The 22,946-nt window shown below is 68.3% G+C and carries 21 protein-coding genes and 2 pseudogenes; 10 read left to right on the top strand and 13 right to left on the bottom strand.

Translation table 11 applies throughout. From position 1 onward, the window contains the following. The first annotated feature begins 420 nt into the window (after positions 1 to 420). Both ACIRR9_RS54505 and ACIRR9_RS54500 read left to right on the top strand, forming a co-directional pair. Positions 421 to 894, top strand: coding sequence for a winged helix-turn-helix transcriptional regulator (locus ACIRR9_RS54505; protein ID WP_403769103.1), 474 nt, complete (start codon positions 421 to 423; stop codon positions 892 to 894). A 584-nt stretch (positions 895 to 1,478) separates the two neighbouring features. Beyond that, on the top strand, positions 1,479 to 2,360 hold the full coding sequence (locus ACIRR9_RS54500) for an alpha/beta fold hydrolase (RefSeq protein WP_403769100.1): 882 nt from the start codon (positions 1,479 to 1,481) through the stop codon (positions 2,358 to 2,360). 263 nt (positions 2,361 to 2,623) lie between these two features. On the opposite strand, the gene ACIRR9_RS54495 is transcribed toward ACIRR9_RS54500, so the two are convergent. Continuing rightward, positions 2,624 to 4,075, bottom strand: coding sequence for a DHA2 family efflux MFS transporter permease subunit (locus tag ACIRR9_RS54495; protein WP_403769097.1), 1,452 nt, complete (start codon positions 4,073 to 4,075; stop codon positions 2,624 to 2,626). 127 nt (positions 4,076 to 4,202) lie between these two features. Between ACIRR9_RS54495 and ACIRR9_RS54490 the strand changes: the two genes are divergently transcribed. Further along, positions 4,203 to 4,358, top strand: coding sequence for a hypothetical protein (locus ACIRR9_RS54490; protein WP_403769095.1), 156 nt, complete (start codon positions 4,203 to 4,205; stop codon positions 4,356 to 4,358). A gap of 312 nt (positions 4,359 to 4,670) precedes the next feature. Here ACIRR9_RS54490 and ACIRR9_RS54485 read toward each other — a convergent pair whose 3' ends face one another. Continuing rightward, positions 4,671 to 5,687: an NADP-dependent oxidoreductase gene (locus tag ACIRR9_RS54485; RefSeq protein ID WP_403769093.1), complete on the bottom strand. Its 1,017-nt coding sequence runs from the start codon at positions 5,685 to 5,687 to the stop codon at positions 4,671 to 4,673. 144 nt (positions 5,688 to 5,831) lie between these two features. After that, a complete protein-coding gene (locus ACIRR9_RS54480) occupies positions 5,832 to 6,404 on the bottom strand; it encodes a TetR/AcrR family transcriptional regulator (RefSeq protein WP_403769091.1) in 573 nt (190 codons plus the stop codon). 91 nt (positions 6,405 to 6,495) lie between these two features. Here ACIRR9_RS54480 and ACIRR9_RS54475 point away from each other — a divergent pair, with 91 nt between their 5' ends. Continuing rightward, on the top strand, positions 6,496 to 7,371 hold the full coding sequence (locus ACIRR9_RS54475; RefSeq protein ID WP_403769088.1) for a TIGR03620 family F420-dependent LLM class oxidoreductase: 876 nt from the start codon (positions 6,496 to 6,498) through the stop codon (positions 7,369 to 7,371). 44 nt (positions 7,372 to 7,415) lie between these two features. On the opposite strand, the gene ACIRR9_RS54470 is transcribed toward ACIRR9_RS54475, so the two are convergent. From ACIRR9_RS54470 to ACIRR9_RS54430, 9 genes and pseudogenes are all read right to left on the bottom strand, one after another. Further along, complete coding sequence (locus ACIRR9_RS54470; RefSeq protein ID WP_403769086.1) at positions 7,416 to 9,026, bottom strand: 4-coumarate--CoA ligase family protein; 1,611 nt, start codon at positions 9,024 to 9,026, stop codon at positions 7,416 to 7,418. 28 nt (positions 9,027 to 9,054) lie between these two features. Continuing rightward, positions 9,055 to 9,942, bottom strand: coding sequence for an alpha/beta fold hydrolase (locus tag ACIRR9_RS54465; RefSeq protein ID WP_403769083.1), 888 nt, complete (start codon positions 9,940 to 9,942; stop codon positions 9,055 to 9,057). Continuing rightward, positions 9,939 to 11,456: a flavin-containing monooxygenase gene (locus ACIRR9_RS54460; RefSeq protein WP_403769080.1), complete on the bottom strand. Its 1,518-nt coding sequence runs from the start codon at positions 11,454 to 11,456 to the stop codon at positions 9,939 to 9,941. The genes ACIRR9_RS54465 and ACIRR9_RS54460 overlap by 4 nt, the downstream gene beginning before the upstream one ends. A 53-nt stretch (positions 11,457 to 11,509) precedes the next feature. Further along, a complete protein-coding gene (locus ACIRR9_RS54455; protein WP_403769077.1) occupies positions 11,510 to 12,457 on the bottom strand; it encodes a 3-hydroxyacyl-CoA dehydrogenase in 948 nt (315 codons plus the stop codon). 215 nt (positions 12,458 to 12,672) lie between these two features. Continuing rightward, positions 12,673 to 13,401: an alpha/beta fold hydrolase gene (locus tag ACIRR9_RS54450; RefSeq protein WP_403769075.1), complete on the bottom strand. Its 729-nt coding sequence runs from the start codon at positions 13,399 to 13,401 to the stop codon at positions 12,673 to 12,675. Between the two features lie 50 nt (positions 13,402 to 13,451). Then, positions 13,452 to 13,982 (bottom strand): 2,4'-dihydroxyacetophenone dioxygenase family protein, encoded by a 531-nt coding sequence (locus tag ACIRR9_RS54445; protein WP_403769072.1) that lies wholly within the window; start codon positions 13,980 to 13,982, stop codon positions 13,452 to 13,454. 41 nt (positions 13,983 to 14,023) lie between these two features. After that, positions 14,024 to 15,112 (bottom strand): zinc-binding dehydrogenase, encoded by a 1,089-nt coding sequence (locus ACIRR9_RS54440; protein WP_403769070.1) that lies wholly within the window; start codon positions 15,110 to 15,112, stop codon positions 14,024 to 14,026. Between the two features lie 1,062 nt (positions 15,113 to 16,174). Next, positions 16,175 to 16,324 (bottom strand): annotated as a pseudogene (locus tag ACIRR9_RS54435) (winged helix-turn-helix transcriptional regulator); the annotation flags it as partial. Positions 16,325 to 16,756: 432 nt separating this feature from the next. Next, complete coding sequence (locus ACIRR9_RS54430; RefSeq protein ID WP_403769067.1) at positions 16,757 to 17,077, bottom strand: TetR/AcrR family transcriptional regulator; 321 nt, start codon at positions 17,075 to 17,077, stop codon at positions 16,757 to 16,759. A gap of 29 nt (positions 17,078 to 17,106) precedes the next feature. On the opposite strand from ACIRR9_RS54430, the pseudogene ACIRR9_RS54425 reads away from it, so the two are divergent. The 5 genes and pseudogenes from ACIRR9_RS54425 to ACIRR9_RS54405 form a co-directional block, all read left to right on the top strand. Next, a pseudogene (locus ACIRR9_RS54425) lies at positions 17,107 to 18,197 on the top strand (FAD-dependent oxidoreductase); the annotation flags it as partial. Positions 18,198 to 18,230: 33 nt separating this feature from the next. After that, the gene (locus ACIRR9_RS54420) at positions 18,231 to 18,809 is read left to right on the top strand and encodes a TetR/AcrR family transcriptional regulator (RefSeq protein ID WP_403769064.1); all 579 of its coding nucleotides are present in this window, start codon (positions 18,231 to 18,233) and stop codon (positions 18,807 to 18,809) included. Between the two features lie 75 nt (positions 18,810 to 18,884). Next, on the top strand, positions 18,885 to 19,667 hold the full coding sequence (locus ACIRR9_RS54415) for an oxidoreductase (RefSeq protein ID WP_403769061.1): 783 nt from the start codon (positions 18,885 to 18,887) through the stop codon (positions 19,665 to 19,667). 200 nt (positions 19,668 to 19,867) lie between these two features. Beyond that, on the top strand, positions 19,868 to 20,680 hold the full coding sequence (locus ACIRR9_RS54410; protein WP_403769059.1) for an oxidoreductase: 813 nt from the start codon (positions 19,868 to 19,870) through the stop codon (positions 20,678 to 20,680). Between the two features lie 421 nt (positions 20,681 to 21,101). Continuing rightward, entirely contained in the window at positions 21,102 to 21,236 is a 135-nt protein-coding gene (locus tag ACIRR9_RS54405) for a hypothetical protein (RefSeq protein WP_403769056.1), read from the top strand. Positions 21,237 to 21,574: 338 nt separating this feature from the next. Here the strand turns inward: ACIRR9_RS54405 and ACIRR9_RS54400 are convergent, their stop codons facing one another. Further along, the gene (locus ACIRR9_RS54400) at positions 21,575 to 21,946 is read right to left on the bottom strand and encodes a VOC family protein (protein ID WP_403769053.1); all 372 of its coding nucleotides are present in this window, start codon (positions 21,944 to 21,946) and stop codon (positions 21,575 to 21,577) included. An 81-nt stretch (positions 21,947 to 22,027) separates the two neighbouring features. Between ACIRR9_RS54400 and ACIRR9_RS54395 the strand changes: the two genes are divergently transcribed. Beyond that, entirely contained in the window at positions 22,028 to 22,798 is a 771-nt protein-coding gene (locus ACIRR9_RS54395; protein ID WP_403769051.1) for a transposase, read from the top strand. The last annotated feature ends 148 nt before the right edge of the window (positions 22,799 to 22,946 follow it).

Below are 22,946 nucleotides of genomic sequence, written 5' to 3'. Positions count from 1 at the left end.
GATCGTGGGCTTGGGCACCTCTGCGGCGCGCGCGCCGTCCTTGCCGTACTTCTCGACGATGAATGCCTTCATGTCAGTCAGCCTTCCGTGTGATCATCTCGGCGGTCTTCTTGGTAGTGGAGTGATGGTTCGGGCGGTGCTTCTGTTCACGCGCCGAGTTGTCGGTGGAACGGCCGACCCGTCTGCCGGATGGCCTGATCGCCCCCGAATGCGCAGTCCGTGCCCCGAGGCGGACGAGCGCTGTCTTTCGGGTGGCGGCCGGACCTGGGAACTGACGCCGAAGTCCTCGTGGCCGCGTTGCGTGGGCGGCTCGTTGCGATGTGCGGTCTCGACGCTACTAGCTGAGTATGGAAAAGTAAACTCAGGACGGTTAGGGTTGCCGGTATGGATGCGCGGACCGAAACCCTTCAGAGTGCCGGAATGGATCCCCGTCTCGACCGGGACATGTCGAACTGCTCCATCGCTCGGACCCTTGAGGTCGTGGGCGAGAAGTGGACGATCCTGATCCTGCGGGAGGTCTGGTACGGATCATCCCGCTTCGGGGACTTCGAACGCGTCCTCGGCTGTCCTCGCAATCTCCTCGCGACCCGACTCCGGATGCTCGTGGAGGAAGGGATCCTGGCCACCGAGACCTACCGGGAGCCCGGCTACCGGAGTCGGCAGAAGTACGTGATCACCCCCAAGGGCATGGATCTGGTCCCGGCGGTGATGGGGCTCCTACAGTGGGGCGACCGATATCTCGCCGACCCGGAAGGGCCCGCCATGCTGGAGCGGCACCGGGAATGCGGTGCGCGTGTCGACGTGCAGGTGCGCTGCGAACAAGGCCACTCAGTGCCGGCGGAGGACATCGAGAGCGTCCCCGGCCCCGCGTTTCGCATGAGGCCCGCCGGGTGACATGAACCCCGTCGAGCGGGCCGGGGCGGTCCGGCGCAGGTGTCCGTGCCGCAGACGCGCACCCGCCGGATCGGCGGACAGCAGCAGTTCGAGGGAGTCCTCGGCACCGCGGGTCAGGGCCGCCGTGATGTCGGCTGCGAGGATTGTGGTGCCGTCAGTCGTCAGGCCTCCGTCGGAGAGGATGATCTGCCGGGCGGGGCGAAAGGCCGAGGCTGCCGATCAGTTGAGCAGCGCGATGTCGCTGGGTGTGGGCAACCGGCCGTCGGAGACCGTGGGTACGGCCCGGTCGACCGCTCGCGCAGTCGCCGTTCCGACGCCAGAGCCGCGGTTGTGCGACTGCCTGGGCGTCCGGTGCGAGCGGACCGGTCTTCTGGAGCCCATGGGTGAGGTCGCCCAGACGCCGGAGCGTCCCTCCCGGCGCGGTCCGCCAACGGTTGCGCAGGGTGTTGACCAAGTCCGGGCAAGCCCTCCCGTCGTCCCAGATCCACCTGGCATCATCCGCTACCACGCCTCCATTCTGCCCACATTGACCTAACCTCCCAAGGAGGTTAGTGACAGTTGGCGGGTAACGCGGAGGCACATCAATGGGACAGTCGACAGTGACGACCGGCGTGACACAGGTGGACGGGGTCCGACTGCACTACCTCCGAGCGGGATCCGGCCCTCTGCTCATGCTGCTCCATGGTTGGCCGCAGACCTCGGACTGCTGGCGGCCGGTGCTGGCCGATCTCGCCGCGGACCACACCGTCGTGGCACCCGACCTGCGTGGCTACGGACTGAGCGACAAGCCCACGACCGGCTACGACAAACGACGGATGGCCGCCGACATGGCCGGCCTCGTAGACGCGCTCGGCTTCGCGAAGGCCGCGGTCGTGGGGCACGACCGCGGCGCCCGGGTGGGGCACCGCTGGGCGCTGGACCGCCCCGGGCAGGTGGAACGGCTGGCCGTGCTGGACATCGTGCCCACCAGGGAGATGTTCCGCAGGCTGGACGCCTCACTCGCATCCGGGTACTGGCACTGGCTGTTCCAGATGCAGCCCGATCTGCCCGAGCGCCTCGTGGGGCCCGACATCCGTGGGTATCTCGAGTACTTCTTCGAGCGGTGGACCTGCAACCGCCACGGGCTGACCCCCGAAGCGGTCGACGGCTACGTCCGCGCGTTCTCCCGCCCGGGCGCCCTGCGCGCGAGTTTCGACGACTACCGCGCCATGGAGCAGGATGTCGCCCTCGACGACCTGGATGCCGCCGCGGGCCGCCGCTTGACCATGCCGGTACTGGCGCTGTGGGGTTCGAACGGACTGCCCGCACGGCTGCCGACGCTGGAGATCTGGCGCGCGTACGCGGACGACGTCACCGGTGCCGAGATCCCGGAATGCGGTCACTTCATCCCGGAGGAGCAGCCGCAGGCACTGCTGGCGCGGTTGCGGCCCCTCCTCGCCGCGGGGGCCTCGTCCGCCGCGGTGTGACGTCCGCGCCCGGCGACGGACCCGGAAGCGGGACACGGCAGTGGGGGGGGGGGGGGCGCCCCAAGCGCGTGGGCGGCCCCCCCCCCCGGGGGCGCCGCCGGGGCCGCCCGCCCGCCGCCGGCGCGCCCCCCCCCGCGGCGGCGGGGGGGGGCCCGGCCCCGGGGGGGTGGGGGCCCCGGCCCCGGGCCCCCCCCGGGTCCGGCTCCCGGGGGGGGGGGGGGGCCCCCCCCCATGGGGGCGCCCCCCCCCCCACTGCGCGGGGCTCAGGTCGCGACCGGTGCGCCGGCCGGAGCGTTCCCCGCAGTGAGGTCCGCGGCCGGGCCGTCGGCCTTGCGGTCCCCGGACATGAGCAACGCCACGGCCGCCGCCAGGGCGACCGCCCCGGCGCCGACCCAGAGCGCCGGCCGGAGCCCGTCCACGAACAGTGAGGCGGACCCGTAGCCGCCCTGGGCGGAGAAGACCGCCGCCAGCGAGGCGACGCCGATGGCACCGCCGACCTCGCGGATCGCGTTGTTGGCACCGGAGGCGATGCCCTGCTCAGCGGGGCTGACCGTGCTCATGACGAGGTTCGCGCTGGGGGCGAAGAACATGCCCATGCCGGTTCCGCAGACGATCAGTGCCGGCAGCAGGGAGGTGTACGACACGTGCGGCTCGACGGCCAGCGCCCAGAGACCGAGGCCGACCGCGTTCAGGGCCATGCCCACCGTGACGACGGGCGCGCCGCCGATACGGTCGGAGAGTGCCCCGGCCAGCGGCCCGGCGATCATGGGCATCGCGGTCCAGGGCAGCATCCGCACGCCGGCCTCCATCGGCGAGTAGCCGCCGACCGTCTGCAGGTACTGGCTGAGCAGGAAGATCGCTCCGAACATCCCGAGGAACATCAGCAGGCTGGCGGCGTTGATGGCACTGAAGGAGCGGTGGCGGAAGAGGCGCATCGGTAGCATCGGGTGCTTGGCGCGCAGCTCGTAGAGGACGAAACCGACGAGCAGGGCCGCGCCCGCGATGAAACCGCCGAGCACCGGCGCGCTGGTCCAGCCGTCGGTGTTGCCCCGCACCAGGGCGTAGACGATGCCGAACAGGCCACCGCTGACCAGCACCGTGCCGACGAGGTCGAGACTCGGGTGCGGGCCGTGGCTCTCGTTCAGTTGCAGCAGGGCCAGCGGTATCAGTGCCAGGCCGAGCGGGACGTTGACCCAGAAGATCCACTGCCAGGAGAGATGCTCGGTGAGCGTGCCACCGATGAGCGGTCCGGTGGCGACCGCGATACCGCTGGCCGCACCCCAGACGCCGAAGGCCACGCCGCGCCGTTCGGCGGGCACGGCCGCCGCCAGCAGGGTGAGCGTCAGCGGCGTCACGATCGCGGCCCCGACACCCTGCGCCGCACGGGCGGCGATCAGCTCGCCCATCCCGGGGGCGAGCGCGGCCGCGGCCGAGGCGGCGGTGAAGATCGCGAGTCCGGTGGCGAACAGTCTCCGGCGGCCGAAGCGGTCGCCGAGGGACGCGCCGAACATGAGCAGGACCGCGAAGGTGAGGGTGTAGGCGCTCACGGTCCATTCGAGGTCTTCGAGGCCGCCGCCGAGGTCCTTGCGGATGGAGGGGAGGGCGGTGGTGACGATCAGGTTGTCGAGTGCGGTGATGAATCCGGCCGCGCTGGTGATGACCACGGCCCAGACGGCGCTGCCGCGCCTATCCGGTTGCTTGAGCTGTTCTTGCATGACGTTCCCTTGACGGATGTGCCTGACGGATGATCAGAGGATGTGGGTACCGGGACATGGCGGTGCGGTGTGCGACACCGGGTCCCGGCCACCTGCTCGGCGCGGATTCCTGGGCGGTCGGCCCTCGGTGAAGCTGCGGAAAGAGCGCGAGACGCCCCCGGACAGCGCGGCCCGCGCCTGGCCGGACGACGTTGTCCGCGAGGATCTCGCAGGGGCCGCCGACGATGCCGGCGACGGCGATCCGGGCGATGTCGCCGGGTCGGACCTGGCAGCGTCGACGTGAGGTGAGGTCCGCGGGAAGTTCCTGGCGGAGTGGCGTGGATGTGCTCAGCGGATCGGCCGGGCCGTCGGTGTTCCGAGTCGGCCACAGGGCGCCGACGTGGCGTGTCCGGGAGAGGGCCGGTCGAGTCGGCGTTGATGAGGACGACTCCAAATTACGATCGTACTTCTATTTGGGCATAGTGCCTGCCACCAAGTGCTCCGAGCGGTGATGACGTATTCCGCTTCCGGGACCCTCGTCCGGGCCCGCCAGTCGACGCGCCAGGGGCCTGCCATGCGGACGGCAGGCCCCTGGTTCGGCCTGATGGGTGTCGACTCAGAGCTTGACGATCATCTTTCCGACGTTCGCGCCCTGCATCATCGCGAAGAAGGCGTCGAGGGTGTTGTCGAGGCCATCCCTCACGGTCTCGCGGTAGTGGAGCTTGCCCTGGGCGAGCCAGCCGCCGACGTCACGGACGAAGTCGGGCTGGAGGTCCAGCTCCTCGGTGACCATGAACGACAGGATGTCCGAACGCGTCACGGACAGGTTCCACAGGTTGCGCGGCCCCACGACCTTCTCGTCGTTGTACTGGGAGACCATCCCGGACAGGACGATCCGCGCGTGCAGCTTGAGGGCGCCGATCGCCGCCTCCAGGTGCTCGCCCCCGACGTTGTCGAAGAAGACGTCGATGCCGTCGGGCGCTGCCTGTGCCAGCTGCTCGGCGACCGGCCCGTTCTTGTAGTTGAACGCGGCGTCGAAGCCGTACTCCTCGACCAGCAGCTTGACCTTCTCTTCCGAGCCCGCGCTGCCGATCACCCGTCCGGCACCCTGTAGCTTCGCGATCTGGCCGGCCACGCTGCCGACCGCTCCCGCGGCACCGGAGACGAAGACCGTGTCACCCTCCTTGACCTTCGCGAACCGGGTCAGTCCGATGTACGCGGTGATGCCGGTGACGCCGAGCACGCCCAGGTAGGCGGTGAGCGGTGCCAGATTCGGGTCCACCTTCTGGGCGGTCGCCGCGTCGACGACCGCGTAGTCACGCCAGCCGAGGACGTGCACCACATAGTCGCCGGGTGTGAAGCCCTCGGCGTTGGAGACCAGGACGCGGCCGACTGCGGGGCCGTCCATGGGCGCGTCCACCTCGTAGGGCTCGATGTAGGACTTCTTGTCGCTCATCCGGCCGCGCATGTACGGGTCGACCGACAGGTACTCGTTGGCGACCAGGAGCTGTCCGGGGCCGGGCGTGGGGAGATCCACCTCGCGGAGCGAGAAGCCGGACGCCTCCGGCCGGCCCGTGGGGCGTGCGTCCAGGTACCAGGCGCGTGCGGTGGTGGGCAGGGTCTGCTCGGACATGTGGGGTAAGTCCCTTCGATGGGTGGGCGGTAGTTGAATTAAATCGGACAGAAAGGTCTGTCTAGCGAACAGAAGTATCTGTCTGGTGACAGGTCGTTCTGTGTCGACTGTCCATCGGCGCAAGTCCGACAGGGGGGAGTGGTTCTAGGGGCAGGCGCAGTCGAGCAGGGCGCGCGCCGTCCGTTTGGCGGCCTCGGCCGCGGCCTCGGCATGCTCGACGCGGGTCGCCGCCAGCGTGCCGTCGATGAGGAGCGTGAGCTGGAATGCGAGGGTGTCGGGGTCCGTGGCGCCAGCTGCGGCGGCCAGGTCCCGTACCCAGGTGCGGACCGTGGCCTTGTGTTCGACGGCGATCGCGTGCGCGGTGCTGCCGGCCCCGTACTCGGCCACCGCGTTGATGAACGCGCAGCCCAGCGTGCCCGCTCGCGCCGCTTGCTCCAGGGCGACGAAAAGGCCGAGGAGCTGCTTGCGCGGGTCGTCCCCGGCGGCGAGCGCCGCCGAGCGCAACTGGCGCCGCCAGCCGTCGTCCATCTGTCGCAGGTAGGCGGCGACCACGTCGTCCTTGCTGGGGAACTGCTTGTACAGGGTGGCCTTGGCGACTCCAGACTCGGCGATCAGCCGGTCCACCCCCACGGCGTGGATGCCATCGGTGTAGAACAGCTCGCATGCGGTGTCGAGGATGCGTTCCCGGGCCGGGCGGCGCTCGATTGCGGTGCTCATGGCGTGTAAGTTAACAGACAGGTCTGTCTGCGGCAAGCAGGAGTCAGACCTGTCTGTCCGTTGAAATGCGGTCGATTACTAGGAGATGTTCATGGGCAGCATTGACGGTCTGGATCTCGGGACGTTCGGGATCTACACCTTCGACTTCGAGGTCCAGCCGGCGACGCGGATCCGGGAGTCGGTCCGGGAACTGGAGGAGCTGGGCTGGCAGACGCTGTGGATTCCCGAACTCCTCGGGCGGGACGCGTTCACACACGCCGGGTATCTGCTCTCCAGCACGGAGCGGTTGCGTGTCGTCAATGGCATCGCGCAGATCTGGTCACGCGGAGCCCAGTGGGCCTACGGCGCCGGCCTGCTGCTTGCCGACGCCTACCCCGACCGGCATGTGCTCGGTCTGGGGTACGGCGGCGGCCAGGGGCCGGGGACCAAGCCCCTGGCCGCCATGACCGCCTACCTCGACGAGATGGACGCGCTGCAGAGCCCCAACCCTCTGCCGGAGACTCCGATGCGCCGCATCATGGCCGCCTACGGACCCAAGATGCTCGAACTGGCCGCCCGGCGCACCGCCGGCGCGACGACCTATCACGTCAACGTGGCGCACACCGCCCAGGCACGCGAGATCCTCGGGCCGGACACGTTCCTGGGCGTCGAGCACGCGGTGCTGTTCGAGTCCGACCCGGACAAGGCGCGGGCGATCGCGCGTGAGCATCTGCACATCTATCTGAACACGCCCTACAACATCGCGAAGTTCCGTCGACTGGGATACACCGAGGAGGAGATCGCCGGCGGCAGCGACCGTATCGTCGACGACCTCGTGTTCTGGGGCGACCTGGACACCGTCGTCGAGAAGCTCCAGGGCCACGTCGGGGCCGGCGCCGATCATGTCGCGGTGCAGGTCATCGGGATCCGGCCGGGCGAGTCTGCTATGCCGTACTGGCGCATGCTCGGCGAGGCCCTCCTGCCCTGAGGCGGCAACGCCTGATCCTCCGTCGCTCCCCCCGGCCGTGTGGGTCACGCGGTCGGGGTCCGGAGGTCCTTGCGGAGGATCTTGCCCGACGGGGACTTCGGGATGACGTCGATGAACTCGACCCGCCGGACCTTCTTGTAGGGGGCGACCCGGCGCGCGACGAACTCCATGACCTCGTCCCCGGTGAGACCGGAGTCGGGCCGACGGACGACGAAGGCCTTCGGGATCTCCTCGCCGTCGTCGTCGGTGACCCCGACGACCGCTGCGTCGATGATGGCCGGGTGGGTCAGCAGCAGGGCCTCGAGTTCGGCGGGCGGAACCTGGTAGCCCTTGTACTTGATCAGTTCCTTGAGCCGGTCGACGATGAAGACCCGGCCGGCGTGGTCGACTCGGGCGAGGTCGCCGGTGTGTAGGAACCCGTCGGAGTCGATCGTCGTGGAGGTCGCCTCCTCGTTATGGAGGTAGCCGGTCATCACGTTGGGCCCCTTGACCCACAACTCGCCCGGCTCGCTCTGCCCTTCCGCGGGAAGGGCGACCTCCTCGCAGGTGGCGGGATCGACGATCTTGTTCACCGTGTTGGCGACGGGCCATCCACAGGAATCGAGCGGCGCGACCTCACCGAATTGTTCCTGGCCGCCGTCCACGGGCATTGCGTGGCTGACTGGGCTCAGTTCACTCATGCCGTAGCCCTGGAGCACCCGTACGTCCAACCGCTCGGCCACCGCGGCTCCGAGTTCGGCGTCCAACGGAGCGGCGCCGGAGAGGATGACGCGCAGCGATGACATGTCGTACTGGCCGACCAGCGGATGCTTGGCCAGCGCCACCGCGACGGGAGGCGCTATGTAGCCGTAGGTGACCCGGTGTTCCTGGATGGTCTCCAGGAACGCGGTCAGATCGAACCGGGGCATGACGACGAGTGTCGCGCGCGCCTGCAACGCGGCGTTGAGCAGCACGGTCATGCCGTAGATATGGAAGAACGGCAGCACCGCGAGGACGTTGTCGTCGGGCCGCATCGCGAACAACAGCTGGATCTGCGCCATGTTGGCCACCAGGTTCCGGTGGGTGAGCATGACGCCCTTGGGGTTGCCGGTGGTTCCGGAGCTGTAGGGCAGCACCGCCAGGTGCGTAGCGGGATCGAAGTCGACCCGCGGGGCCGGGGCGCCCGGGGCGAGCAGGTCGCCGATGTTCGGATGCCCGGTGGCGGCGGCTCCGTCGCCGTCGAGGACGACCAGGTTCTCCGGTGCGATCCCGACCGTCCGCGCGGCCTCCCGCGCCTGCGGCAGCAAGGCGCGCACGGTGATCAGCATCGTCGCCTTCGCATCGGTGAGCTGCTTGGCGATGTCCTGGGCCGTGAACAGCGCGTTGATGGTGGTCGCGGTGGCACCGGCCCGCAGAATGCCGTGGAAGGCCACGGCAAACAGGGAGGAGTTCGGCGCCAGCAGTCCCACCACGTCGCCGGCGCCGATCCCGCGGGCGGCCAGCCAGCCCGCCGACGCGTTCACCCGCTCGATCAGTTCCCCGTAAGTGGTCCGCGCACCACCGGCGGTGTCGATGAGGGCGACATGATCCAGGACATCCTGGTCGACGTCTGCGAAAAGGAAGTCGAAGACACTCACTTCGGGGATGTCGACGTCGGGGAACGGGCTGGCGAACATGAGTCGATCTCCGTTACTCGTGCAGCGATCAGGGAGTGGTCGCGGTGTTCTGCGGGAGGGCGCCCGGGACACGTTCCGTGTCGGTGAGAAACGTTAGGACGCGGGCGGCGAACTCGTCGGGGCATTCGATCTGCGGCATGTGACCGATCCCGGTGAACAGGTGGCTCTCGGCGTGCGGGAGGAGACGACGGGCGGCGTCGAAGTGGCGGGCGGGCAGGACACGATCACGGTCGCCCCAGACGATCAGGGTGGGGCGGGGATGCTGGGCGACCGCGGTGGTCAACTCGGCGCGCCATCCCGGCCTGGTGCCGCGTGGCGTGGCGAGCTCGCGCACGGTCTCCAGCAGTACGGCGCTCGGGTCGGGCTGGCGGGCGATGGCCAGGGCGTGCTCGATCCGCTCGCTGGTGGCCGTCCCCGGGTCGGCGAAGAGCAGCCGTTCGGCCATCCTCGCGCCGCCGCGGGTGGTGCGGCGCGTGGCGAGGCGGCCGAGGCCGGGGACGGCCAGCAGCCGTAGCGGGAGCGCGACTTCGGCTCCGAAGCCGGCGCTGTTGACCAGCACCAGACCGGCCACCCGTGCCGGATCGAGGACGAGCAACTGCTGTGCGACCGCGCCGCCGAGAGAGTTGCCCAGCACGTACAGCGGCCGGTGCTCGCCGAGGGCGTCGAGCGTCTCGACAACCCCGCGTGCCAGGACCTTCAGTGTGGTGCGCTCGGGGGAACGGGCGGAGAACCCGAAGCCCGGAAGGTCGAGGGCGATCAGCCGATGTCCCCGAACGAGACGCGGGTACTGCGGGGCCCAGTCCTCAAGACTGCGGCCGATGCCGTGCAGCATCAGCACAGGCAGGTTTGCTGGGTCGCCCGCTGTCCGGACGCGGGTACGGCGACCGCCGACGGAAAGGAAGGCAGGGGAGCTCATGCTGCTGCTTCCGTGGGCGCCGGCTGCGCGTCCACCGCGGCGGTGGTGAAGTGCAGAGCCCGGTCCTCGACCGGGCCGCCCAGCCGGGCACGGTCCAGCGCGTAGTCCTGGCTCACCGTCCACGGGCCGTGGGAGCCCCGTTGCGGGAACAGGTGCATGGCCCGGTTGATGTAAGCCGTGTCCATGTCGAGGAACGGATGTCCGGTGAGCGACGGGTCGTCGGCGACCGGCGTGACGGTGGCGTAGCCGTGGCGGTCCATGTGGGCGAGCAGCCGGCACAGGTGATCGACGACCAGGTCGACCTTGAGGGTCCACGCGTTGGTGGTGTACCCCAGCGCGAACGCGAAGTTGGGCACGCCGCTGACCATCATGGACTTGTAGATGAAGTGTTCGTTGAGCTCCACGGCCCGGCCCTCGACGTGCAGGGCCATCCCGCCGAAGGGCAGCATGTTCAGGCCGGTGGCCGTGACGATGACGTCGGCTTCCAGTTCCGCACCCGACTTGAGCAGGATCCCGTGTTCGGTGAACCGCACGATGCGATCGGTGACCACGGACGCGGTGCCACTGGAGATCGCCTTGAACATGTCCGAGTCCGGGACCACGCACAGCCGCTGGTCCCACGGGTTGTAGTGGGGGTTGAAGTGCGTGTCGACCGCGTAACCCTCGGGCAGCGCACGGGCGTTGACCTTGCGGATCAGACGGCGCATCTGCTGCGGGTAGCGCCGGCTGAAGCCGAGGATCAGGCCCTGGCGCCTGGCGTTGAACCGTCGGCTGATCCTGTACGCGGTGGCGTCCGGCAGGAGCCGGCGCAGGGTGTTGGCGATTGGGTCCTTGCGCGGGACCGGCAGCACGTACGACGGCGAGCGCTGCAGCATCGTGACGTGGCTCGCCTTCTCGGCCATCGACGGCAGGAGTGTCACGGCGGTGGCGCCGCTGCCGATGACGACGACCTTCTTGCCGGTGTAGTCCAGATCCTCCGGCCACTGCTGCGGGTGGACGACCACGCCGCGGAAGTCCTCGCGGCCCTCGAAACGGGGGGTGTATCCGCCGGCGTAGTCGTAGTAGCCGGCGGCGGAGAACAGCACACCGCAGGTGACATCGAACTGCTCGCCGTCGCTGGTGCGCTGGAGCGTGACGGTCCAGCGTGCCTCGTCGGAGGAGAAGTCCGCGCGGAGCACCTTGTGGCCCAGCCGCAGGTGTTGGTCGAGACCGTTCTCGGTGACCGCCTCGTGCAGGTAGTCGAGGATCTCGTGGGCGTCGGCGATGGCGTTGTCCTTGTTCCACGGCTTGAACCCGAGACCGAAGCTCTGCATGTCGGCGTCCGACCGGATGCCCGGGTACCGGAACAGGTCCCAGGTCCCGCCGATCGCGTCACGGCCGTCGACGATGACGAAGGTCCGGCCCGGCTGCTGCTTCTTCAGGTGATACCCCAGGTCGATACCGGAGATGCCCGCTCCGACGATCAGTACGTCGACGTGGTCGAAGCTCCGTGCCACCTCAGCGGCTGCGCTCATGTCGGTTCCCTTCGAGGTGTGGGTTGTCGGTGCCAGGTCGGGAGAGGACTCGGTCACCGGGGCGAGAACACGGACACGAGGTCCGGTACGGCGGAGATGTCGGGGACGTCGAGGAAGCCGGGACGCTGGTAGGACGGATCGGGGTAGTCGTAGTAGCCCTTGCCGGTCTGCACGCCCAGCCGTCCGCGGTCGAGGAAGTTCTCCTTGACGTAGTCGGCGTTGGCGATCATCTGGGCATCGCCGCTCTCCTGACCCCAGTGGGAGAGGACGTCGAACACCGTCTTCATGCCGATCATGTCCATCATGCCCAGCGGTCCGAACCTGGCGCCGGTGTACAGGAACGTGCGGTCCACGTCCTCGGGGGTGGCGATGCCGTTGGTCACGAGCGTCTGCGCGGCGTTGAGGAAGGGAACCAGCCACGTGTTGACGACGTAGCCGTTCTGTTCCTTGCGCAGGGGGATCGGCAGCATGCCGATCTCCACGGCGAACTCCGTCACCTCGGTGAGAGTCTGCGGCGACGCATCCGGGTGCGCCATGATCTCGACGAAGTTCATCGCCCAGATGTTGTTGGAGAAGTGGAGGGCGCAGAACTTCTCCGGACGGCCGGTGGCCGGGGCGAAGTCCCTGGGGAGGAAGGTGGAGGAGTTCGTCGCGACGAGGGTGTCCGGCGGCAGGAGGCCGGCCATCTCCTTGTACAGGGCCGTCTTGACCTCGGGGATCTCCGGTACCGCCTCGATCACCAGGTCCGCCTGTGCGACCGCGGCGGCTAGGTCGGTGGCGTACGTCAGGCGCTTTCGGGTGGCGGCGATGTCCGCGTCGTCGGCGCCGACTTCCGACCGGTAGACGGCGGCATACCGGTGGTGCACACCCCGGCAGCGCTCGATGGCGTCCGGTGAGATGTCGTACACGGTGACGGTCTTGCCCTTGAACGCGCTGTGCCAGGCGATCTGTCCGCCCAGCACACCGGAGCCCAGGACGGTCACTTTGTCGAGTCGGGACATGGCTCTCCCTTTCCTTGGCCGGTCTGTTCCGCCCGCGTGCTGCCGAGCGTGCCCATGTGTGCCGCCCGGAGCACCGGGCGTCCTGCGGTGGGGGGTTGTCCGGTCGATACGACGGTGGGCGGATCCGAGGGGTCCACGGATCCGCGGGGACGACGGGCCCGCACGGTGCGCCGGTCACCGTCGTGTGGACCGGCGCACTCGCCCCGTGTGCGTGCCTACGCTGGGACGCTTTCCCAGTGCAGCGTCAGCGCGTCGGCGATTTCCCGCGGCTGCTGGAGCGGCGTCCAGTGTCCGCTGTCCAGCTTCAGGAGGCGTGTGGCTCGCACGCTCTTGGCGACGAAGTCGGAGCGCTCCACCGCGTCGAACTGGTCGGCGGAGCCCCAGAACACGATGGCGGGGCTGGTGATGTCCGCCAGACCGGGCTCCCACTCCGACGACAGGTCGACCGCCGAGCGGTAGAGGCGGAGGATGCTGTCCTTCATCCCGGCGTCCATCCGGCCGGCGTTCTCCTCGGCACGTTGCGCCGGCACGCCGTTGGCCTGCAGCAGCGCGCTCAGCTGCGGCGCGGTGAACTCGGCCATCCACTGCTCGCCGACCTCGGGGGTCTGCCAGGTCTTCGCGATGGGGTGCCACTCGACCTGACCGGCGATGGAAGCGCCACCGCCGGCCCAGGTTCGCACCAGGTCGGGACGGAGCGCGGCGACACGGGAGGTGAGGATGTATCCCCAGTCATGGCCCACGAGGTCGACCGGACCGTCGAATTCCTCCAACCTGCTGATGATCCAGTCGACGTACTCCTCCTTGGTGGCCGTGAAGCCTTCCGGCACGGGGTTTCCGAAGCCGGGCAGGGCGAGTGCGACGACATCGGTCCGCGTCAGGTGCGCGCGGACGTCGTCCCAGACATGATGGGTGTCCGGGACTCCATGAACGAATACGGCGGGCACGGGGTTTCTCCGATCGGTCTTTCTGCTTCGGGGGCGCTCAGGGGGTTCCGCTAGTCGGTGGTGTACTTCGCCGTGCCGCCGGTCAGGTACTTGACGGGGCCGAGGCCCTGGGCCTGCGCGCACTGCTGGACCAGCTCCTGGACGGTGACCGCGTCGAGAACGGAGTGGAACTGGCCGTCCTCGGTGAAGCCGACGTTCGCGCCGTTGATGATGAACAGCACGACCGTGTCCTCGGTGGTCGTCTCGGGCACCGCGAAGGTGTGCACCGACGAGGCCGGTTCGTAGAGGTACGACCCCGCGGTCTGCGGCTGGTCGGGGTACTCCTTGTAGATCCACTTGCCCTTGAGGGTGTATCCGTGCACCCCACCGGTGTGCAGATGGATGGGCAGCTCCACACCGGGAGCGAAGGTGCCGATGATCGCCCAGATACCCATCTCGGGGTCGAGGAACAGCGGCTGGAAGCTGATGCCGGGGCCGAGCGCGTCCTTCAGCAGCGGGATGTCGTTCACGTTGAGCGTGAGCAGCTCGGTCTGCGGAAGCGAGACGACGGGCACCTTGCTCGCGGTCTGGGTGGCGGTCATGGTGTTCCTCCAGTAAGGGCGCTGTGAGCGGTTTCTGTGCTTCAGAGGGCGTGCGGAGTGACGATGATCTTGGCGTCCTGCTCCGGGTCGCCCAGCCGGGTGAAGGCGTCGGGCACTTCGGCAAGACCGATACGGCTGGTGATCAGCGAATCGACCTGCAGTTCGCCCGCGGCCAGGTGGCCGAGGGCCTGTCCGAACTCCTCGCCCGTGTAGGAGATGGAGAAGATCAGGTCGATCTCCTTCAGGACGCCGTAGGTGGGATAGAAGGTGTCCTGCTCCATGCACAGGCCGGCGACGACGATCTTCGAGCACGCGGCGGCACCGCCGAGGATCTGCTGGATGACCCCCGGGACACCCACGCACTCGAACACGACCGACGGGCGGAACTGGAAGTCCGGGAACGACACCGTCTGGCGGCCGAACCGCTCGGGGTCCGAGACGGCGGCGACCGAACGCCAGGAGTCGTACGGCGATGTCTCGCGCGGATCGACCACTATGTCGGCGCCGACCGCGGTGGCCATCGCCCGCCGCGTGGGGGAGAAGTCCGCGGCGATGATCGGACCGATGCCACGCATCTTGAGGATCGCGATCACCGCGAGTCCGATCGGACCGCAGCCGATGACGATGGGCACGTCGTCGGATCCCAGGGCGCCGCGGTTGACGGCGTGCAGGGCGACGGCCAGCGGTTCGGTCAACGCGGCGGTGTCGGTGGGGACGTTGTCCGGGACCGGGATGAGGAGATCCTCGGACAGGACCATGTAGTCGGCATACGCACCGGGGGTGTCGACTCCGCCGAAGCCGATCAGAATCGGCTGCGGCGGCCTCAGGAGCAGCGGTACCGAGACCACTCGGGTTCCGGGTGTGTGCACGCCGCGCGTCCCGGGCCCGTTCTCAACCACCTCGGCGCAGAACTCGTGCCCCATGACGACCTGCCCGTCGAGGTCGAACGGGTCGGCACCGGTCACCGCCCGGAAGCCCTCGACCAGTGCGGCGCCGTGAGTGAGGGCGTGCAGGTCGCTCCCGCAGATTCCGCTCGAAAGGGTCTTGACGAGGACCTCTCCCGGGCCGGGCCGGGGGATCGGGGTCTCGATCAGTTCGAGCCCGCCTTTGCGCATGACAACGGCACTCATCGACATTGATGATTCCTTAGGATTGGCGTTGTTCGGGTGGGCGCCCCGAAAGAACGGGGCTGTGCGGTACGGCCGATGGGCAGGGCTGCCCACCGGGCCGGGCTGCGGCGTCTGGGAAACGCGGGTGGTCGCCCCGCGACCGGTGAACCGGAAAGCGGAGGGAAAGAGAGCAGGTCCGTCCGTCACGCCTGCGCGACGGACCACGGCACCTGGCCGGTCGTGTCGCGGAGGCCGTTCAACGGCCGTCTGTCATGGGAGAATTGATTATCCGTCAGATTCGACGGGTGGCGGTGCTCAGGCCGTCCGAGCCATTCGCTGCGGGCTGGCGAGAGGTCCACGAGTGTGGTTGCGGGAGCCGCTGGGCACCCGGCGTGTGGTGCGGCGCGGGTGGAAGGGGCGCACCGGTAAACGGCTGTCCGAGCCGTTCCGCGTCCACGCGGGGGAGCGATCGTCGAGGACCCGCCGGACCCGGGCTTCGGTGTTCCCGGAACGGGTGCTTTCGGCGCCTTCCGCAGTGTGAGCGAACTGCCTGGTGGTGGCGGGCAGTTCCGTTCGACCGAATCGAAACCGATCACTCCGGCGGCTCGCCGTGATCGTCGTGCGCTGGTGCTGGACGGCTCGGATGCTCGTTGAAACGCTCATGGCACACCTCGTCGTGTGACTGCCACCGCCTCGACGGCGGCCGGTGGAGCGGTGCCCGGTCAAGTGGCCCGAGCGGGTAGCCCACGTGTCGTACGCGTTTCGCGGGCTCGAGCGCTAAGAGTAGGAGGGTAACTATCATCGTGCAAGTAACTGGTCGTCGTGATCGAGGTAACCCTCGGTTCACGAGGTCTGCGCGTTCCTCCGGTCGAGCAGCTCCCGGAGCCGTTCGTCGGCGGACGGTCCCGGAAGGAACATGGTGTGCTCCTCGCCGATGGGCCGCCCGGTCGAGCGGTCGATCAGCAGTGGATCGACGTCGATGCCCGATTCCTTGTCCACCAGGCGGACGCTCGGCGCCTCCGGAGGGAAGTGCCTGATGCCGTAGGCGTACAGGGCGATGAGGACCGGCTGGAACGCCCGCCCGCCTTCGGTGAGGACGTACTCGTACCGCGGAGGGCGTTCGCTGTAGCGGCGTCGCTCCAACAGGCCGGCCTCGACGAGCGCGCCGAGCCGGCGGGTCAGGGAGTTCGGCGCGATGCCCAGGCTCTTCTGGAACTCGTCGAACCGCGTCATGCCGTGAGTCGCGTCGCGCAGGATGAGGATGCTCCACCACTCGCCGACCCGCTCCAGGGTCTGCGCGACCGGGCAGCTCATGTCCTGAAAGCTCTTCCGTTCCATGAGGGAAGCTTATGGTCGACGCCTCGGTGTCCGGCGGGAATCGGCCGTCCGTCAGCCGGAGTTGCAGTCGACCGCCAGGCCGGACAGCAGGAGCGTGAGTGCGTGGCCCGTCCTGGTCAGGGCGTCCTTCTGGGCGTCGCCGTCGCGATGATGTGACTGCCCTCGCGCAGTCCGGCGGCAGCGGCCGGGCGGTGGTGGCGACGGGCATGTCCGGCTTCAGGCCGCCGCGTTGGGCCATGGCGCTGCGCAGCCGTTCGATCGGCGGCTGGGTGACCGTCCCATTGATGTACCGGTACCGCTCGTCCGGAACCGAAGGCGCCTGTGCCGTCAGTTCACGGTGCAGCGGGTCGGCGGCGCTCCCCCGCAGGACGGCTCGCGCGAAGGCGCCGGCCTCATCGGGGGCGGGGTGTCCGGTGTGCTGCCGGCAGCCTCGGCCGTGGCGTCGCCCAGGGCCGCGACTTGCTGGAGCAACTCCGTGCGCGGCTCGGCGAACATTGCCTTCCTGCCCGAGAAATGGTGATGGAACGTGCCCCTGTTCACCGTCGCCGCCCGGGTGACTGTCTTGACCCACGTGTCGGCGAATCCTCTTCCCACGCACAGTCCGCGAGCGGCCGTCGTCAGGTCCGCCCAGGTCTGCTCCGCGTGCATCTGCCGCCGGTTCGGCAACAGTCGCTTGCACGTTCTCCGACCCGCGTACCCTTCAGGTGGCCGGATTCGACGGCAACTCCCGCACTATCGGCTTCGACCACTGTGTCATCGCCACCGGAGCGACTCCCAAGCCGCTGCTCGGTACCCGCCGCACCCCCTGGGTGGTGATGTTCGAGGAACAGATCCTCGCGGAGGAGGTGCCGCACTCCATGGTGATCGCCGGCGCGGGCGCCTTCGGAGCCGAGTTCGCCCACGGCCTGAACCGCTTCGGCGTGGAGGTCACCATCGTCGAGTTCCTGGACCGCGTCGCCCCACTGGAGAACACAGAGGTCTCGGCTGAACTGGCCAAGCGGTACCGGAAGCCGGGCATCGACGGCTCACCTCCACCAGCGTCGAGCCGATCGGCAAGTCCGGTCCGCGGGTCCGTATCACGGTCACGGGCAAGGGCGGATCCCGGCAGGTCCTGGAGGCCGACAAGTTCCTTCAGGCGATCGGCTTCGCGCCGAACGTCACCGGCTGCGGACCGGAGAACACCGTCGTCAAGGTTACCGGGCGTGGCGCAATCGACGTCGACGGCCACTGCCGTACGTCAGTCCCGCACCTCTACGCGCTCGAGAACGCCACCGCGAAGTCGATATTCACGCAGCTGACGAAGCCATGGGCGCGATCGCCGACGAGACGCTCGCGGACGCGGAGACCATGGAGCTGCACTGCGCGATGATCCGGCGCGTCGCCTTCTGTCATTCGCAGGTCGCGGGATTCGGTTGTACCGGGCGCGGGCGTGGGAGCGGAGATTCGACGTTCAGGTTGCCAAGTGCTCGTTCACCGAGAACGCCAGGCCCACGGCCCGGGCGACGCGACCGGCCTCGTGGAGCTGATCAGCGACGCCAAGTACGGCGAATTGCTCGCCGGCCATCTCATCGGCCCGGACGTCACCGAACTGCTCCCCACGCTGACCCTGACCCATTGGCGGGACCTCAGCGTCCACGAGGTCGACACCGGTGGAGCTCGTCGAGGGGATGCTGAACCTCCACCCGGAGCGTTTCGACCCAGGCATCCTGCGGTGCAGTGCGCTCAGCCTCCTGGCCGGTGGGGCGGCTCACTGGGCGCCAGTTTTTGACTTCTTGGTCCAGAAGCCTGTTAGAGTCTTCGTATGGGAAGGCCCAAACAGTTCGACCCGGAAACGGCGGTCGAGCAGGCGATGCAGCTCTTCTGGCGCGAGGGTTACGGTGCCACCACGCCGCAGCGCCTCGTGGACACCCTCGGCATCGGCAAAGGCAGTCTCTACAACGCTTTCGGGGGCAAGCGACAGCTGTTCGACCTGGCGTTGCGCCGCTATCTGGACCTGCAGAACTTGGCCGTGGCGGAGCTGCTGGAGGGGCCCGGTCCGGTGAAAGAGCGGCTGCGCAGGACGCTGCACTTCGTCGCGCAGACGGATCTCGCCGACCCTGATCGCCGCGGTTGCCTGGCGCTGAACAGTGCAATCGAGTTCGGCCGCACGGACGAACTCGTGGCGGCGCAGGTGCAGGGCATGTTCGACCGTATCGAGGGAGCCTTTCGTGCCCTGGTCGAAGAGGGGCAGCGGGCCGGGGAGATCGACCCCGGGCGCGATGCGAAATCCCTGGCCAGCCTGTTGCTGAACACTGTCAACGGCATGCGGCTCACGGCCCGTGTCGAGTCGGGGTCCGACCGGCTTTCCAGGGTCATCGACGCAACTGTCGACCTCCTCTGACTCCTGCCGTACGCGACTGGACCGCCCATAGGCGTACCGAAATTTTGTACCTAGAGTTCAAGAAAAGGAAGTTCAATGAAGCTCGACCTGGCTGCCAAGACCGCTGTCGTGACCGGAGCCAGCCGCGGCATCGGACTGGCCACCGTCCAGGCGCTGACGGCCGAAGGCGTCCGCGTCGTCGGTGCTGCTCGCACGATCACGAGCGAGCTCAAGGAGACCGGCGCCATCACCGTGAGCGCAGACCTGAGCACGGCCGCAGGCGCGCGCACCCTGATTGACGCGGCGCTCGCCGAATTCGGCGGAATCGACCTGTTGGTCAACAACGTCGGCGGCGGCGACGACCTCGCTGTCCAGGGCTTCCTCGACACCGACGACGAGCAGTGGGCGTCCATCCTCGACATCAACCTGCTCAGCACCGTCAGGGTCAGCCGGTCCGCCCTCCCGAGCCTTGTCGAGCGCAAGGGGGCGATCGTCAACGTGTCCTCGGTCGTCGCGCACCTGCCCGCACTCGGCCCCGTCGCCTACTCCACGGCCAAGGCGGCGCTCACCGCACTCGGCAAGAGCCTGGCCGAAGAGTTCGGTCCCCAGGGCGTACGCGTCAACACCGTCTCTCCCGGACTGGTGCGCAGTTCCATCTACGACAGCCCCGAGAAGTTCGGCGGGCAGGTCGCGGCGGTCTTCGGCATGGACATCCCTGACTTCATCGAGCAGGCACCCGGGGCTCTGGGTATCACCACCGGTCGCTTGGTCGAGCCGAAGGAGGTCGCGTCCCTCATCACCTTCCTCCTTTCCGACGTCACCGCCAGCATCACGGGCGCCGACTACCTGATCGACGGCGGGCAGCTCAAGGCGGTCTGACCGCGTACGGGGCGGGGCCCCGGGGCCCCGCCCGCGCCGGACGGATCGGCGTCGCTGATCCGGATCCACTCTCCCGCCCCTGGTGCGCGGGGGCACAGCCCGGGACGAGCAAGGGGATGCCAGTCGAACGGTGTCTCCGGCCGGTTGGCCGGCTGTTAACAGCGTGATCACCATGTCAAAGGTCTATCAAGGAGGCAGTCATGACAGCAGATCGGCCGGTGGCGCTCGTGACGGGCGCGTCCTCGGGTATCGGAGAGGCGACGGCGTACGCGCTCGTCGCGGCGGGGTTCGACGTGGTCGGGACCAGCCGGAAGGTGCCGGAGAACACTTCTCGTGGGGGTGTGACGTACCTGGCCCTCGACGTGACGAGCGATGACTCGGTCAGTGGCGTCGTCCAACACGTGATGGAGCGGTTCGGGCGCATCGACGTTCTGGTCAACAACGCCGGCATCGGCGCCAACGGCGCCGTCGAGGAGATCTCCGTCGCCCAGGCGCAGAAGGTCTTCGACGTGAACGTGTTCGGCCTCATGCGCATGACCAAGGCCGTCCTGCCTCATATGCGCGACCGGGGACGCGGGCGCATCATCAACATCTCCTCCGTGGGCGGGTTCGTCCCCAACCCCTTCATGGCTGTCTACGTCTCGACCAAGCACGCGGTCGAGGGGTACTCCGAGTCGCTGGACCACGAGGTCCGTGAGCAGGGCATTCGGGTCCTGCGCGTCCAGCCCGGTCCCGTCAACACCCCGTTCGACGTGAACATGCTCCCGGCCGACAATCCTCTGCCGATATATGAGCGGCAGCGGGCCGTCTTCGACGAGGTGGTGGAGGAGCAGATGAGGAGCGGCGACGATCCGGCCGTCATCGCCAAGGTGGTCGTCACGGCGGCGACCGACGCGAAGCCGAAGCTGAGCTATCCCGCCGGCTCGATCGCCGCACGCGTCAGTGTGCTGCGCCGCGTTGTCCCCACCCGGACCTTCGACAAGAGCGTTCGCAAGCTCAACCGGATGAACTGATCGGCCACGTCTCGGCGGTGGCCACGTCGGCCTTGAGGTCGCACTGTTGCCGTCCGGTACCGCACCAGGTGCGCCTGGCGCCGGTCCCACCTGCCGACACCACGATTTGGCGCTCAGTAGCCTGCCGCCTGGTGGACCAGTGGAATAGCCGACGGCCGGGTGTTCGCGAACGGGTGAAACGTTCGCGGACACCCGGGCAGCGGGTGGGTGCTCGCTGTGGACCTCGGCCGCGGTCGGCGACGAGTGCGGAGGCGCCCGTGTTCTCGGTCGTCAGTTCGCGAACGCGGTCGCCGACGTCTCTTCGTGTAGCCGCGGATGCCGAGCCAGGCCTTGATGCCGTTGTCGAGGGGGAGGGGGAGGGGGAGGCGCTGTGGGGGCCCAGTGCCACCAGGCGTTGATGGGAGCGCCGTCGCCCTTACAGGTGAACCAGCCCTGGAGCATCCACCTCTACCGCGGTCCTGCCAAGGGCCGGCGCAAGGGCTTCACCGAGACCGACCATGCCCACCGGCTGGACGCCGCGCACCAGCAGCTGAGCGGACCCATCGTCTTGGTGTGAGGCAACTTGAACACGCACGTCAGCCGCTTCATGTGCAAGCCGATCGCGGCCCGATTATGGTTGACCGTCTACCAGCTGCCCCCCGTATTCCCCCGAGTTCAGCCCCGTAGCGGGAGTGCGGTCGCGCCTGAAGAGATCGCCGGCCAACCTCACCGAACACAACCTCGATCAGCCCACCACGCTGGTGAAGACGAGGCTGAAACGGATGCAGCACCGCCCCGCCTCATCGATGGACCCATCGCCAAAACCGGGCCTGACCTCCAACCTCCGCAACCTCAGCAGTTGAGGGTCTCTAAAAGCTGTCCCGCAATGGCCGAAGAGGTGTGCAGGAGCGGTCGTCACGTCTCCTGGTAGAGGTTGACGATGTTGCCGTCCGGGTCACGCAGCCATACCGACCGGCGCCCCCACGGCTGCGTTGTCGGCGGCTTGAGGATCTCAACGCCCCGGGCCAGCAGACGCTCGTGGTGTGCGTCGACGTCGGTGATCTGGAACTCGAGAGTGAAGCCTCCGCTCGCGGCGGCGGCCATCGACCCGGGCACCATCGACTCCATGCCCTGAGTGGAGAAGAACGACAGGACAGCTCCGGCGACAGTCACCCGGACAAAGGGATCGCTGCCCTCCGCCTCTGCGTCCAGGACCGCGGCGTAGAAGGCGGCAAGAGCCGGAACATCGTCGGTGATCAGGGAGGTGCCGGTGAAGTGTGGCTGCATCGAGGCATCGTAGGTCCATGGTCGGACACCTGGCTCCTGGAAGAGTGAATCTCTGCTGGTCGCAGGTGAGATGATCTTGGCGTGGCTGGTGTGATCACGGCGTCCGAACCGTCCTGGATAACCCCGTTCAGCGGGCTGAGTCCGCGTCAGTTCGGCAAGCTGATCACCGCGTTGCGGCGCGAGAGCGCGGATCCGGTCCGCAAGGGCCGGCCATGGAGTCTGCCGCTGGAGGACCGGGTGCTGCTGGTCGCCGCGTACTGGCGTACCAACCTCACGCTGCGCCAGCTCGCCCTGTTGTTCGGGGTGTCAAAATCGGCAGCCGACCGCATCGTCGACCACCTCGGCCCCTTGCTCGCGCTCCAGCCCCGCAAGCGGTTCCGCAAGGACGCCGTACTGATCGTGGACGGAACCCTGGTGCCCACCCGCGACCACACGATCGCCGAGCAGTCGAAGAACTACAGGTACTCGACCAACCACCAGGTCGTCATCGACGCCGACACCCGCCTCGTCGTCGCCGTGGGTCGGCCGCTGCCCGGCAACCGCAACGACTGCAAGGCGTGGGAACTGTCCGGTGCCAAGGACGCCGTCGGCAAGACGACCGTGATCGCAGACGGCGGCTACCGGGGCACCGGCCTGGTCATCCCGCACCGCCGAGAGAAAGGCCAGAGCGAACTCCCGGCCTGGAAAGAGGAACACAACGCCTCCCACCGCAAGGTCCGCGCCCGCGTCGAGCATGCCTTCGCCCGCATGAAGACCTGGAAGATCCTTCGCGACTGTCGCCTGAAAGGCGACGGCGTCCACCATGCCATGCTCGGAATCGCCCGCCTGCACAACCTCACCATCGCCGGGTGACGGAAAACGAGCAGGTCACCCGCCATGCCTTAGATCATTTACGGGACAAGTCTTAGCCTCGCGCTTTCAGTGCGACGTGAAGTCGCTGTCATGCAGTGGTAGTTGCAAGGAGAGGAGTCGACTGCCCCGGCCTGTGACCGATGGCCGG

It is taken from the genome of Streptomyces sp. NPDC101234, from assembly GCF_044767525.1.
Lineage (GTDB): Bacteria > Actinomycetota > Actinomycetes > Streptomycetales > Streptomycetaceae > Streptomyces > Streptomyces sasae.
The sequence above is the reverse complement of the archived record's forward strand: the minus strand, read 5'-3'. Positions and strand labels throughout refer to the sequence as shown.